The 15,199-nt window shown below is 45.2% G+C and carries 11 protein-coding genes; 3 read left to right on the top strand and 8 right to left on the bottom strand.

The features are described from left to right. Positions 1-275: 275 nt before the first annotated feature. A complete protein-coding gene (locus tag E2491_RS14970; protein WP_134376436.1) occupies positions 276-1,292 on the top strand; it encodes a LacI family DNA-binding transcriptional regulator in 1,017 nt (338 codons plus the stop codon). Between the two features lie 112 nt (positions 1,293-1,404). Next, complete coding sequence (locus tag E2491_RS14965) at positions 1,405-4,359, top strand: carbohydrate binding domain-containing protein (RefSeq protein ID WP_134376435.1); 2,955 nt, start codon at positions 1,405-1,407, stop codon at positions 4,357-4,359. Between the two features lie 86 nt (positions 4,360-4,445). Here the strand turns inward: E2491_RS14965 and E2491_RS14960 are convergent, their stop codons facing one another. The 4 genes from E2491_RS14960 to ybaK all read right to left on the bottom strand — a co-directional run bounded on the left by E2491_RS14960 (position 4,446) and on the right by ybaK (position 7,381). Beyond that, positions 4,446-5,597, bottom strand: a complete 1,152-nt coding sequence (locus E2491_RS14960; protein WP_134376434.1) for an acyl-CoA dehydrogenase family protein — start codon at positions 5,595-5,597, stop codon at positions 4,446-4,448. 81 nt (positions 5,598-5,678) lie between these two features. Then, positions 5,679-6,314: a YczE/YyaS/YitT family protein gene (locus E2491_RS14955; protein ID WP_134376433.1), complete on the bottom strand. Its 636-nt coding sequence runs from the start codon at positions 6,312-6,314 to the stop codon at positions 5,679-5,681. A 173-nt stretch (positions 6,315-6,487) separates the two neighbouring features. After that, positions 6,488-6,832, bottom strand: coding sequence for a YflT domain-containing protein (locus tag E2491_RS14950; protein ID WP_134376432.1), 345 nt, complete (start codon positions 6,830-6,832; stop codon positions 6,488-6,490). A 75-nt stretch (positions 6,833-6,907) separates the two neighbouring features. Next, positions 6,908-7,381 (bottom strand): Cys-tRNA(Pro) deacylase, encoded by a 474-nt coding sequence (gene ybaK / locus E2491_RS14945; protein WP_134376431.1) that lies wholly within the window; start codon positions 7,379-7,381, stop codon positions 6,908-6,910. 126 nt (positions 7,382-7,507) lie between these two features. Here ybaK and E2491_RS14940 point away from each other — a divergent pair, with 126 nt between their 5' ends. Further along, positions 7,508-8,884: an MFS transporter gene (locus E2491_RS14940; RefSeq protein WP_134376430.1), complete on the top strand. Its 1,377-nt coding sequence runs from the start codon at positions 7,508-7,510 to the stop codon at positions 8,882-8,884. Between the two features lie 456 nt (positions 8,885-9,340). Here the strand turns inward: E2491_RS14940 and E2491_RS14935 are convergent, their stop codons facing one another. From E2491_RS14935 to E2491_RS14920, 4 genes are all read right to left on the bottom strand, one after another. Then, positions 9,341-11,503 carry a DNA topoisomerase III gene (locus E2491_RS14935; RefSeq protein ID WP_134376429.1) on the bottom strand — a complete coding sequence of 721 codons (2,163 nt, stop codon included), beginning with the start codon at positions 11,501-11,503 and terminating at the stop codon, positions 9,341-9,343. 159 nt (positions 11,504-11,662) lie between these two features. Beyond that, entirely contained in the window at positions 11,663-13,498 is a 1,836-nt protein-coding gene (locus E2491_RS14930) for a cation:proton antiporter (RefSeq protein ID WP_134376428.1), read from the bottom strand. Positions 13,499-13,570: 72 nt separating this feature from the next. Further along, complete coding sequence (locus E2491_RS14925) at positions 13,571-14,221, bottom strand: Rossmann-fold NAD(P)-binding domain-containing protein (RefSeq protein WP_134376427.1); 651 nt, start codon at positions 14,219-14,221, stop codon at positions 13,571-13,573. Between the two features lie 125 nt (positions 14,222-14,346). Next, entirely contained in the window at positions 14,347-15,198 is an 852-nt protein-coding gene (locus E2491_RS14920) for a transglutaminase family protein (protein ID WP_134376426.1), read from the bottom strand. Position 15,199: the final 1 nt, after the last annotated feature.

The following is a 15,199-nucleotide window of genomic DNA, read 5'->3' as shown; positions in this document are numbered from 1 at the left end:
ACATACTGGCTCGTAAAAACGCCTCTTCTGCATAGGTCAAATTACACTAAACTCACAAATTCCCGCGGAAGCTCACGAACTTGCCACGGAACCTCACAAACTTCGCGTCTAACCTCACGAACCCTCGGCCGGAACTCACGAATTCACCCAACAAGCTGACGAACCGGTTCCACGCACACACGCCCCTCCCACTAAACATCCCCCATTCCCATGCACATCCCACATTCTTCCGCTATAATCATACATAACAAGCTTTTGAACACAGGAGGATCATCATGGACACTTTTGATATCGCGAGACTCGCTGGCGTATCCCGGAAAACGGTACAGCGCGTTTTAAATAACTCCGCGCAGGTTAAGGCTGAAACACGCGAGCGGATTTTAGCCATTATGAATGAACACAATTACCACCCAAACGTTTCTGCACGCCGTTTAACAAAGCAGAAAACCCATACGCTTGGGCTTTTTATCATACAGGATCCGGCTAAGCATAATATTTATGCAGATGACCAGTTTTACAGTGTGGTGATCGGGAGCATGATCAGTGCTTCTGCAGAAAAGGGATATAACGTTCTTGTCACAACTGCCGATGTTCACGATCCGGCACCCGTGTTAAAGCTTTACCGTGAAAAAAGCATTGATGCAGGGATGATTATCAGCTGGTCGAACGTTCAGAATATCGTGGACGCCATTACGAAAGCAGGATTTCTGGTCGGCGTCTTTGATCAGAATAACCTTACACAGCTGACAGATGACGTACCCGTTCCTCTATTGTTAAATGAGGAAGCTGCCTATTCGGCGACCCGTTATCTGATTGAATCAGGGCACCAGGTCCTTGGTATGATTACGGGAGAAGCTGAAAATAGAGCTTCTCAGGAACGACTCAACGGATTTCAGAGAGCGATGAAGGAATCGGGGCTGTCCGCAGAGCAGATTTATCAAGGATATTTCATTGAACAATCCGGTTATGAAGCCATTCGTGAATGGGTTAAAACAGATTCACTTCCCTCAGCGATTGTATGCTCTAATGATTTGATTGCGATCGGTGCATTAAAAGCGTTACACGAGCATCACATTCAGGTTCCGCAGGACGTTTCGCTGATTGGATTTGATAATATCAGACTTACAGAATACACCAGTCCGGCACTGACGACAATGCACATCCCAAGAATTGAAATGGCTACTTATCTCGTTTACACATTAATTAACATGATTGAAGAATCAGCATCTGTCCCATCACAATCCTTTCAGGCTGTTCTGACAGAACGTCAGTCGTGTGCGTCCCGTCCATAACTTTTTCAAATAAAGCATTCATTATTGTAAAAAAATGTTGTCAATCATAGTGAATGCTTTTATAGTTATATACAAATGTCCCACGTAGGACAAAATTGAAGGAGGGAATGCAATGTTAAAAAAGACAGGCGTCTGTCTGCTTGCCTTATCGCTCGCAGTACCAAGTGTAGCCGGTACTGGTTATGCTAAAAAAGACTCAACCTTTCAACTGAAGCAGGCTGTATTAAGCAATCAGGTGATTGAAGGAGATCTCGTAATCACACCTGCTGCGGGAAAAAACATCACACTTGAAAACGTCACAGTGAAAGGATCCACCTACATAAAAGGAAAGGCTCCTGAAAGCCTGACGATCACGGACTCTTCACTGCAAAAACTTGCCTTTAACAACTCACCACACAATACAGAAGTTACGGTGTCCGGAGATACATTTATCTCCCTGACAGAGCTTGAGTCCGGCGCTTCATTAACAGAAACAGAGCTGACGAACGAAGGCTTTGAAGCGATCACCCTTTTAAACGGGACAAACGCTGAACTAAACGGAGAGTTCACAGACGTCACGGTGAAAGGCAAAAACAAAGGTCTTTCCAAAAAGGAAAATGAGTTAGATATTAACGGTATTGTTGATCGCTTATTTTTGAATGCGCTTACAGATGTTGATCTTCCTCTGGATAGCCTCGTCAAAGAACTTACGGTATCGTCTTTAGGCGGCAAATCAAACATTTCCGGTGAAGGTCTGATTCAGGAAGCTAACCTTGAAAAGGCGATTTCGTTTAACGGGACGGCTACTGACAACCCGGATGATTTCATCACGCCTTGGTCTCTCGTTTGGCACGATGAATTCAACAGCACTGAAATCGACCGTTCTAAATGGGATTTTGAGATCGGGAACGGATTTACAGATGCCAACGGAGAATTCATTTCAGGCTGGGGCAATAATGAAAAGCAATACTATACAGACCGTCCTGAAAATGCAAAAACAGAGGATGGAAAGCTTTCTATTACAGCGCTTAAAGAGGAATATGAAGGATTCGATTATACGTCTGCACGTTTAAGAACGAAGGGTCTTTTCTCTAAAACATACGGTAAATTTGAAATGAAGGCCTCACTGCCAGTAGGTAAAGGTATGTGGCCTGCTTTCTGGATGCTGCCTGAAGAGGATCGCTACGGCGGCTGGGCTGCATCAGGTGAGATTGATATTTTAGAAGCAAAAGGAAGCCGTCCGCACGAAGCGATCGGAACAATTCATTACGGTGAAACATGGCCAAACAACAAGTATACAGGCGCAGAATATACCTTCCCTGATGGCTCAACAATTGCTGATGAGCACATTTATTCTGTGGAGTGGGAGCCTGGAGAAATCCGCTGGTATGTAGATGGTGTCCTTTATCAGACACAGGATAACTGGTACAGCAAAGAGCGAAATGCATCTGCTAATCACGCATATCCTGCTCCATTCGATCAGCCGTTTCATATGCTGTTGAACCTTGCTGTGGGCGGAAACTTTGACGGAGAACCAACAGAGGATACGGTATTCCCACAGTCGATGGACGTTGAATATGTACGTGTTTATGATCTGACAGGGCGCGATTACAAAACGCCTGAACTGCCTGTTGTAGAGGCAGAGCCACTTCCTGAGAATGCAAAACTTCCTTTAGAGGACGGCAACCTGGTGTACAACAGCGGGTTTAATCAGGATTCACCTGATGTTGCAGGTATTGATGGCGTTGCTAATACGGATCACTGGTACTTCCTGACGGTACCTGATTTCGGCGGACAGGCGTCTGTTTCACTTGAGGACCTTAATGGTCAGACATTCGCCAGAACAGACATTCAAAATGGCGGAAGTCAGCCTTATTCCGTGCAATTAATTCAGGATGTAACGATTGGTAAAGGCCGCTATTACAAAGTAAGCTTTGATGCAAAATCAACACAATCCCGCAATATCAATGTGAAGGTCAGCGGCGATGCGGACCGGGATTATGCGACTTACTCAAGCAGCGAATCCTTTGCGCTGTCAAGTGATCTGAAGACATATGAAATGACGTTCCAGATGACAGAGGAAACGGATGTTGCTGCACGTCTTGAATTTAATCTTGGTCTTTCTACACTGCCTGTCTGGATTGGCAATGTAAAAGTAGAGGAAACAGAAGCACCGGAATTAAATGAAGATGCTTCAAAAGATCCATTAAGCAACGGAAATCTTGTCTACAACGGAACATTTGATCAGGGCTTCCCTGACCGTCTGCTATTCTGGAATATCGAGAAGACTGATGAAAATGCTGTTGTACAGGTTGATGCAGACCGTCGTGTATTCACATCACAGTCCGATCAGGAACCAGATGCCGTTCAGCTGATTCAAAAAGGCATCCAGCTTCAGAACGAAGGTGACTATGAGCTGACGCTTGATCTGAAATCTGACGAATCAAATGAAGTGCTCGTTGAGTTTTTAAGTGAGGATGGTTCAGAAGTGTATCATTCTGAGACGCTATCTGTTACTGACGACTGGTCTACACAGACATCGGCTTTCACGATGTCCGGCCTTGATGATCTAAATGCTCAGCTTGTGCTGTCTGTCGGTGGCGGACTGATTGAAGCAGACAATGTCTTTTTAAAGAAAACAGGAAATCCGGTTGACCTTGTTCCAGTTAAAAACGGGGAATTTGAGTCAAGCCTTGAAAGCTGGAACTCCTACATTCACTTTGATGCTCAGGCATCAGTTGCCCAGGTTGACGGAAAAGCCGTTATCGACATTACACAGCAGGGTCAGGAAGCATGGAGCGTACAGTTTTTCCAGGACGGACTCACTTTGGAGCCTGGTAAAACCTACACATTAAGCTTTGATGCAGCATCTACTTTAACCAGAAACATTGAAGTGACAGTAGAAAACGCAGCTTATACACGTTATCTGTCAGAAGTGGTGTCAATTGCGGAAGGCGAGCAGGCATATGAGTTTACCTTTACCGTTCCTGAAAAAGGACCGCTCAGCCTGAAGTTTTTACTCGGCGCAACAGAAGGTGCTTCTTTTGAAGGGCATACGCTGACGTTTGATAATGTGGTGTTGAAGTAAAATAAAATGTGACAGGGGATTTTGAAGACTCCTACATGGCTTATAAAATAGAAAAACCTGATCCGGTCGGATCAGGTTTTTCTATTTCACGATTTCTCCACAAGCCGTTTCCCAAAAGTCGCATTCACCATATCCTCCATCGGCGGATTGTGCAGTCCCATTCGAACGTCACGATAGTAACGCTGCATCGGATTGGAGGCTGACATACTCTGTGGTCCAACTATTCTCATTGCTTTCTCCACAATGTCTACCGCTGCATTGGTCACCGTGACTTTTGCAGACTGAAGCAGTGCCCTCACGTCTTCTTTGTCTGAAGCTTCTTCATAAGCACTTGCTGTATGATAAAGCACCTGTCTGGCACTAATGAGTTTTATTTGCAGATCTCCAAGCTTTTCCTGAACGGTCGGCAAGCTTCCAACCGGTTTTCCTAAAGAAGCCGGCTCATAACCTGATACAAAACGCGAAGCCTCTTCCAGCGCAGCTCCTGCAATCCCGATGTAACATGCCGGAATATGAAGAAGCCAGCCTGGAGGCAGCGGTTTTTGACTATCTGATTTTCCATCCTTCAGCATGGCATTTGGTGAGACAAAAACATCCTCCAGCACAAGGTCATGACTTGCGGTCCCGTGCATCCCAATGCTGTCCCACGTTTCACGAATTGAAACACCTTCAGCATCTGACGGCACAATAAAAGTCGCTACTTCTTCCGTACCTTCGATCACCGCAGTAATAAAGAAATAATTGATCATTGGTGCAAGAGATGTATATGATTTCTCACCCGTAATGCGCCAGCCATCCATAGCCTGTACAGCTGCCGTCTTCGGAAGCGCCCCTCTCATCGGACTGCCGGCTCCTTTTTCAGTCGCAGCCGTATTGATCAGTGCACCTTCTTTTATTTTCGGTAAAATAAATTCTGACGCTTCCTTTTTCCAATGGCGTTTTTCACTGTATTCAAGCAGGGCCCCTGTGTGCCAGCCCATGGAAAGTGCGGTGGCACCACTGCCCTTTGCAATCGCTTCCTGCCCGAGCACATAATCATACAGCCCTTTTCCCTGCCCGCCAAACTCTTCAGGCAGCGTCAGAACAGAGTATCCCATTTTGATCAGGTCTTTCATATTTTCCTCAGGGTAAGCACCTGGCTGATCGAGTTGTGGTTCTCTTTCTTTAAATATGTCAGTCAGCTCCTGCAATTTTGCAAGCAGCTTTTTTTGATCATCTGTTTTGGCAAAATCGTACACAAAACCACTCCTGTCCTGTGTTGGTGACTTTAGTTTACAGGATCTGCACTTTATAACCAACCAATTTGCCCGGAAAAGAGGCTATGACGCATGAACAGCCTTTGAATTTCTTTCTATCAGCTTATTCAGCAATATCGTACTTTGTGGCAGAGATACGTTAACAATCGTTCCGGTAAATAGCGCAATGACCACTGTTCCGATCCCCACAGGACCTCCCAGGAACCATCCGCCAGCCAGTACGATCAGTTCAATCCCGCGTCTGACAGTGGAAATCTTCCAGCCTGTCTTTTCATGGACAATCATCATCACCGTGTCGCGCGGTCCCGCACCAAGGTTTGCCGACACATAAATACCAACACCGTACCCCATCACTACTACACCCAGCAACAACAGAAAAATTGCGCCAGTCATTGTTTCAGGATTGGGCAGGAGCCAGTTAAAAATATCGATAAAAACGCCGACCAGCAGCATATTTAAAATCGCTCCGATTTTCGGCCACTGCTTTAATACCATGGCAGTCCCTGCGATAATCAGTGCACCTACAATGATGGCCCACGTTCCAATCGTCAGACCGAGCTGGTAAAACAGCCCGACATGCAGGACATCCCACGGTGCAATACCAAGCACCTGTGCCTTAATTGATAACGTTGCACCTAAAGCTAATATGACCAGTCCAATCAGAAAGAAACTCCAGCGAAAAACAAGACTTCTCAACACTCTCTTCCTTCTTTCTCTCATTCTTTATTGCTTTACTGTAACATATTTAGAGAAAAATAGAGGTAAAGTTTGTTTGTTATTTCCTTCTTTTATCTTTTGGACAGGCAGCATGTCCAAAAGACAAAGAACCTGCTCACGCAGGCGTGAACAGGTCCTTTTTTATCACATTACCTTTAAATCACAAATCCGGCTGGTGCGTCTTTCACAACGACAAACACTTTGCCTTCATCGAGTTTTTCTTCCATTGTTTCTGCTTCCGCTTCTGTGAACCCAAGCTCCTGAAACTGGGATCGAAGCTTGTCCCCATCTTTTCGGAATACATTCTTTGCTGCTGTGCCAAACCCTGTTTCTGCTGCGCCTACTGTGTTGGCATCTGCGTTATCAGCAATCCGGTTCGTGCGGTCATCATCATGCGTGATGACATAAATCGTATCTTCATTTACACCTTTTGCTTTAATGGAGCTAACTGCGTTTACTACCTCTTCATCATTTGTGAACTCTTTGTAAAATAAACTCATTTGTTATCTCCTCCTAAATAGGTCTACAGAGGAAATATTACCCTTCACTTAAAAAGCTAAACTTGGAAAAACATATTAGACGAGGTCTGTTATCTCACCATCCGTGATCTGGCAAAGGTCAGCGGGTTTTATTTCAATTTGTTTACCGATTTGTCCTGCACTGACAATCACGGTTTCTCTTGTTTTTGCGGACTCGTGCAAAAAAGTAGGAAACTTCTTTTTCATCCCGATTGGAGAACAGCCGCCTTTTATGTAACCCGTCAGTGGCTGAAGTGTTTTCATCGGGATCATTTCAACCTTCTTTTCTTTGGCTGCCGCAGCCGCTTTTTTGAGATTTAATTCCTGGTCAACGGGAATAACAAAGACGTAGTGTTGTTTTGATGTTCCCTGCGTCACCAGCGTTTTATACACTTCCTCCCGGCTGCGGCCAATTTTTTCAGCAGCTGAAATGCCATCCGTTAACCCGTCTTTTGTGTCGTATTCAAATGTCTCATAATGAATGTCCGCCGCGTCAAGCAGGCGCATTGCATTCGTTTTACCTTTTGCCATCCCAATTGCCCTCCTATTCTGATTATTTTTATTTTACATGATAACGGTTTAAGTGTTTTACATTCCAGCCTTACGGGACTATGATTAGTTTGGAGATCGAAATAAATAGAGATTTGAGGCGATAACATGACTCCAGTGGAAGTTCCCGATAGTCAGAAGAAAAAGCTGACTTTTTTAATATGTTTAATTTTATCCTTTACGGTCATGAACGGCACCATGTTTAACGTGGCTGTTCCTGATATATCGGCAGATTTTAATCTGTCCCCGTCCCAGGTCAGCTGGGTACTGACAGGATATATCCTCGTATTTGCGATTGGTTCATTGATGTATGGCAAACTGGCAGACCTGTTTGCCATCCGGACACTCTTTACAGTCGGCATTGCACTTTTTGCATTCGGCTCACTGCTTGGTTTTTTGTCCCCTAACTACACGACACTGATCATCGCACGCATTTTCCAGGCGATGGGTGGCGCTAGTATTCCGGCACTTTCATTTATTATTCCCGCGAGATTTATGCCATCAAACCGTGGCAAGGTGTTTGGTTACGTTGCCTCCACCGTTGCATTCGCTTCCGGAATCGGTCCGATTTTAGGCGGCTTTATCGGTGGCGTTCTGGACTGGCGCTTCCTGTTTATTTTATCTATGATGTCTGCTTTATCCATTCCTCTTTTTAGAAGATGGCTTCCTGAAGAGGAACGCAGACCGGGCAGCGTGGATATTCCGGGTGCATTTTTGATTGCTGTGACCGTTGCCAGTCTGTTGATGTTTATTACGTCCCTTACTACGTGGATGCTTGCGATCACGGTTGTAGCCGGCGGTTTATTTATCTGGTGGACAATGAAAGCGAAAAATCCATTTATTCAACCGTCTATTTTAAAAAACAAACGATACACCATCACGGTATTCACCAGCTTCTTCGGGACGTCCTGCCTGTTTGGACTGATTTTTATCATTCCTATAATGTTACGTGATCTAAATGCAATTTCAACAATTGGCATTGGACTTGTTTTATTCCCGGGTGCGATTATTTCAGGAATTTTAGGTCAATATGGCGGACGTGTTATTGATCAGCGCGGTGGCGTACCCGTTGTCATCACCGCACTGCTGCTGATTGCTTCAGGGTGCTTCCTGATTTCAACGTTTGCAGGGAATGAAGCGTGGATCATTTCTATTTGTATGCTGGTCGCTTATCTTGGCTTCCCGCTTGTACAAAGCTCGACGGCGGATATTCTGTCATCTGTTTTGACACCTGAGCAAAATGGTGTCGGGATTGGGTTGTTTAATCTGCTGAACTTTATGGGCGGTGCCTTTTCGAGTGCGATTTTCGGAGCGGTGCTTGAGATTCAGGGTGTGAGACTACAGCTGAATCCATTATCAGGGGAAGGAACGAATTTGATTTACAGTAATGTATTTATTACGCTGACTGTTTTGGCAGCTGGTGCTGTGACGTTTTTTGCGATTTATTATAAGAGGGCGTCGGCGGAGTTTGATGCTGCTAATTGATTGTTTGATAAATTTTTTAAAAACCGTGCCGGGTCATTCCTTTCCCGGCAGCATGTAACTAATATAAATCATATTATTTGATGGACCGGTGAGCTCCGCTCCAGTCGGACGCTTTCCGCGGCCGGACGGTGAACCTCCAAGCCGCTACGCGTCTTCGGAGTTTCACCTGTCCTTCACTGCCGCAGGAGTCGCTGCCTTCCGCTCCACTCACCTGGTTTATCATTTCATTCGGGGTCGAGGCGTAGTGAAAGTGGATAGTCTATTTGTCACAATCCCATGAAACTTGCACAAAATCCCGCGAACCAATGCTGGTATTTTGTGAACAACGCAGTATATTCTTCGAAACTGACCTCATATTCTTTGAACCTCACATGAAATTCTGCGAAGCGCCCCCATCCTCCACCCCTCACAACTCTCCAATAAAAAAGACTGCCCGCAGGCAGTCTTTTTTCAGGTTTACAATTTGAGGTTTTTCAATGCATCAGCGAGTGCTGAGTTGATTGGTTCTTCTTCTTTGTTTTGTTTTTTCATGTAGTTGGCAACGTCGCGTTTTCCGGCTTTGTTTTGGGTGTTTTGTTTGCGGCGTTTATGGAAGGCGTCCATTTTTTCGCGATAGCCGCAGACACAGCTGAAGGTTTGTGCTTCTCCTTCACCGCGCAGGTCCATTTTCTTTTTACAGTTCGGGCAGCGGGCGTTGGTTTTCTTTGCGACGTTTTTGCGGTGTCCGCATTCACGGTCCTGACAAACGAGCATTTTACCTTTTTTTCCGTTGACCTCCAGCATGAGTTTGCCGCAGTCCGGACAGTGGGTTCCTGTCATGTTGTCGTGCTTATATTGCGCTTTGCTGTTTTTGATCGAACGCACGACATCTTTGGAAAACTGAGTCATTTCTTTCATAAATTCCTGCTGTTTGAGCTTACCATCTGCTATAGCTGAAAGCTTCTGCTCCCATTGCGCTGTCAAGGCAGGTGAACGGAGCTCATCCGGTACAAGGTCCAGCAGCTGACGGCCTTTTGACGTCAGGAAAATATCGTTGCCACGCTTTTCGATTAAAAAGCTGTTGAAGAGCTTTTCAATAATGTCTGCGCGGGTTGCTACAGTTCCAAGGCCGCCTGTTTCACCCAGTGTCTGAACGAGTTCCTTTTTTTCACCGGACATGAAAGCTTTCGGATTTTCCATTGCTGAAAGCAGGGTTGCTTCGTTAAAACGGGCAGGAGGCTGGGTTTCGCCCGTTGTTTCCGATAGATTCTGCACCGTCCATTTACTACCCTTTTCAACTGGTGGAAGTGCTCCTGCAACGCCTTCTTCCTCTCGCTGATCGAGCTCTTTGAAGCCTAGTGAGATAGGAATATTGCCTTTTGCCGTAAAGGTTTCGCCTGCGATGTCTGCCGTGATGACCGTCTGCTCGTATTCATAAGCAGGCATCAGGACGGATAAAAAGCGCTCTGCGATCAGGTCATAGATTTTCCATTCTTTATCATTCAGCTTTTCAGGGCGCAATGTTTCCTCCGTTGGGATGATGGCATGGTGATCTGATACCTTTGCGTCATTAATGAAACGGCTGCTTGCTTTGATCGGATTTCGCAACAGCTTCACCACGTGTGGTGCATACGTATTTACTTTCATCCCTTTTAAACGGTCAGCAAGTGTCTCTGTCAGATCAGAGGATAAATAGCGTGAGTCCGTGCGCGGATACGTCACGAGCTTGTGCTGTTCATACAGCTTTTGCAGCGTTGACAGCGTCTCTTTTGCTGAGAATCCATAACGTTTATGCGCATCACGCTGCAGCTCTGTCAAATCATATAAAGGTTTTGCATACATTTTTTTCGGTGTTTTCTTGACGTCCTTAATCAGCGCTGCGCTGCCTTTCAGCTTCGCTAAAAGACCATCCACTTTTTGTTCGTTGAAGGTGGATGATTGTCCCTTGTCATCCGCCCATTTCAGCTGGAAGCCTTCAAGTCGTGCCTGTAACCCGTAATAGGTCTTCGGCTTAAACTGGCGAATTTCTTCTTCTCTCATCGCGATCATGGCAATCGTCGGGGTCTGCACACGACCGGATGACAGCTGTGCATTAAATTTCGTTGTGAGCGCACGGGTTGCATTAATCCCTACGATCCAGTCCGCTTCTGCGCGGGCAACGGCTGAAGCATATAATGATTCGTATTGTTTGCCGTCCTTCAGATTTTTAAAGCCTTCACGGATTGCTTTATCCGTTACAGATGATATCCAGAGACGTTTTACCGGCTTGTTCACCCTGGCTTTTTCAATAATCCAGCGTGCAACAAGCTCTCCTTCACGTCCGGCATCTGTTGCAATGACAATTTGACCAACATCTCCGCGGGTTAACTGGCTTTTCACCGCCTGAAATTGTTTGCCTGTCTTTTTTATTACAACCAGCTTCATTGGGTCCGGTAAAATTGGCAGGTCTTCTAATTTCCATGATTGATACTGATCCCCGTAATTCTCGGGATCAGCATGCGTCACTAAGTGGCCGAGCGCCCATGTGACGATATATTGATCACCTTCGAGATAGCCGTTGCCTTTTTTGTGACAATTCAGCACGCGTGCAATATCACGGCCAACGGAAGGTTTTTCTGCTAACACCACTGTTTTTTTCATGTTTTTCAGTCCTTTATCCGTTCATTCTGTTAGTGAGTATAACATAGATTGATCACTGGCATTTAACAACAGTTTCAGGGATATTCAATGCCACGAACTTAATGTGTATCATAAAAAATCTCCGGATTCTCAAAAACGAGAATCCGGAGAGGCTGTTACTTATTTTTCACCATTCAGCTTCTGCTTTACTTTCTCAACATCTTTAGACGCGGAAGTTAATCGGATGAGTGTATCACCGGCATTGATGGATACATCCCAATCCTTTACGAATGGCTCAAAATGACCTGATTTATTTAAGACACCGATCAGCAAATCATCTTCATTAATGTCTTCTTTGTATGTCTCATACGTGTACTGCTCTGTAATCTGCGTTTTTCTGAATACATGTCCATTTTCAACACGGCGGTTGAGCTCCTGGAGGGTTGCTTCTTCTCTGAACAGGATTCGCCCCCCAACTGTGTGCTTCAGTCCTGCGAGATCTGCGTCATGGTTCTGTTCCATTGACACCTGAAACAGGTGCTTACGACCAATCGAAGGTGTGAACGTTGAGCAGACTAGAGCGTTGTAAGAGTCCAGCTGTGTCGCTGCAATAATGGATTCATATGGTGTCATATCAAGGCTGTATTCTGTCTGTTCCGACAAAATTTCACCGTGGAACGTCGGGACTCCCCTCTGTCTGGCAGATGAAAGGTTTCGCCATGAGGAATCAACAAGAATGACCGGCACCTTCATTTCATGCAGCGTTTCTGTTAATCCTCTTGTGAAAGCATTCCCTCCTACCACAATCATTCCAGGGCCTTCGTCATTTGCAAGCTTCAGCTTTCTGGCCACAAATCCGATTGAAAAGCCGTGGGCACAGACTGTTGCAAACACCAGAGCAAATGTCAGAGCTGTTAAAATCTCTGCGTCTTCAAATCCCGTTTCCAATAAGACAGAAGCAAAGTAACCTGACACGGTCAGGGCAACAATTCCGCGTGGCGCAATCCAGCCAACTAGGAGCCGCTCCTGTTTGGATAAATCTGTTCCAATCGTAGAGAGCCAGATCGATAGTGGCCGCACAACGAATAGCATTAACAGCACATACCCGATAATCGCCGGGTTAAAAATCTCCAGCAGCGTTTCCACCTGCAATGAGGCTGTCAGCATAATGAAGATCGTCGAAATTAATAAAACAGAAATATTTTCTTTAAAATGACGCATATCTCCAATAGAAGAAATATGCATATTTGCCATTGTCATACCCATTGCCGTAACAGAGAGCAGTCCTGTTTCGTGCATGACTTCATCTGCTACTGAGAAACAGAGTAACACAACTGCAAAAAGGACAGGTGATTTGAGAAACTCGGGTATATACCCTTTTTCAAACATCGTTCCCATCCCTTTACCGAGTCCCCATCCGAGGAGCGTCGCAAAGGCTGCGGCTCCGAAGAAGAGAAGCAGGTTGATCAGTGTAAAGGATTCTTCAACGAAGTATTGAATGATCTGAAAGGCAAAAAGAGCGACTAAAACACCAAAAGGATCAACGATGATCCCTTCCCACTTCAATATTTTTGCAGGCCGTGGCTTCAGCTTGGCCTGTCTTAATAAAGGAAGAATGACAGTAGGCCCTGTAACAATGAAAAGTCCGCCAATAACAAAAGCGACCGGCAAAGACAAGCCCGCTATGTAATGCGCTGTCAGCGATCCGAGAATCCACGCGATCAGTGCACCAAACGTGACGATTCTGAAAACCGGTTTTCCAAGATCCTTTATTTCACGAAAATCCAGCTGCAGGCTTCCTTCAAAAAGGATAATTGCAACGGCCATTGAAATAATCGGTCCATATAGATCTCCAAATTCCTGCTCAGGATTAATGAAGCCAAGCATCGGTCCGACAATGATTCCCGCTACCGACATAACGACGATTGCCGGAAGACGGATTCTCCAGGAAAGCCATTGTGAAAGGATTCCTAAAAAGATGACCAGCATGGCTGTAAATAATAATGAATTAAACAATCCGCGACACCTTCTTTCAACACGTTCATTTTCTGACTACACTTTAACAGTTATTTTGATACAAAAGAAGGATTAAGTCTTATTCTCTCCGCGTTTAATATTTTCAATTTCTCCTGATTTGTAAATCGCGTATTTGGGGTAATCCTTGGTTAAGGCCTTCTCCGTCATTGCAAGTGCCACTTGTGATGCTCTTATACCTTTGTATGATTTCAAAGGTCCCTGCATAGCCCAGCCCGCAAAACTGGACAATCTGGCAGCGGGTGCTTCGGATACTTTATATTCCTCCGGGTCGTTTAACAAAATGGAAGGTCTGACAATAAGTAGTGAGGGTAACGCAAGCTGCTTCAGCTGTTCCTCCATCATTCCGTGCATACGCCCTGATCGAAACAGTGATCGCGGATTCGCACTCATGGAAGAAATCACGATGAACTGTTGAATATTGCATTTTTTGGCGGCAGCGGCTGTTTTAACAGGATCGTAATCGCCCTTTTTCCAATCATTCGCCTGCACACAGAAAAACACATCTTCTACTAACCCAATATGCCTGGCCTCAAGGAATCTGAAATCGATCAGACGCTTACTTAATTTACTATGTTCAAATTCAATTCTTTGATAGAGCAGGGCAATAACCTCTGCATATTCCTCTCGTGAACAAAGCTCTTTTACCAGTTCTTTACCCACAGCAGTTTCAGCGCCGATTACGACAGCCGTTCGCTTTCTCATGACGCATTCCGCCTTTTTCTATCTATATCGGTCTATTTAAAAGGTTTCAAAGTCCCTCATGTAAAAAGGGTGGCCACTCCTGTTAGAGTTGCTCCACCCTTTAGATTGCTGAAAAACCTCTTCAATTACTGGTCAAGCAGTTTCACACTTACCTTTACATCAAGGGACTGTTCCCCGCCGCGATAGACGCCTTGAAGCGGACTGACATCCGCATAATCACGCCCTACCCCGACACGGATATGATTCTCTAACGCTTCTACATTATTGGTAGGATCCAGGCCAACCCAACCGATTCCCGGAACCATGACCTCAACCCAGGCATGTGTGGCAGCATCTCCTATAAGTGCAGAATTTTCCCCTACATATAAATAACCACTGATATAACGGGCTGGTACTCCATGAGCTCTCAGCACGCCGATCATCACATGCGCATAATCCTGACAGACGCCTTTAAAAGTCTCGATAGACTCACGGGCCTGGGTGTTCACGTTCGTCACGCCAGGTGAATACTCAAATTTTCCATGGAGATACTTCATTAAATCTAAAGAGAACTTGACAGGATTTTCTGTATCCCCGATTTCATTGACAATTTTAGCGACCTGATCCGCTTCGAGATACGTATAAGCAGTCTGGTTTAAAAAGGCCAGATAATGTTTTCTGAACAACTCGGAATGAAAAATGGATCTCATTTCCGGAGAGTAGTCGATTCTTTCTATAAAGGGACTTCTCTGAATGCTCACGGTCGAAATGGTTTTTACCTCAAGGGATTCATGCATCTCCGCGATAAAAAAGGATTCCACATGATTTCCCCAGATATCACTGTATTCTTTTGTGAGTGAAGCAGGCGTCAGTTCCGCCCGGTAATGAAGCAGGCGCTGACATTCGTCCGATCTTGGCTTCAGGCGGATCTCGTTCATGCTCTGATCTACCCTTGTTGAATATTTAAATGTATTCGTATGCGTAATTTCGTATTTCATT

This window comes from Jeotgalibacillus sp. R-1-5s-1 (assembly GCF_004405105.1).
Lineage (GTDB): Bacteria > Bacillota > Bacilli > Bacillales > Jeotgalibacillaceae > Jeotgalibacillus.
Note: the sequence above shows the minus strand (reverse complement) of the source record. Positions and strands in the feature narration are given on the sequence as shown.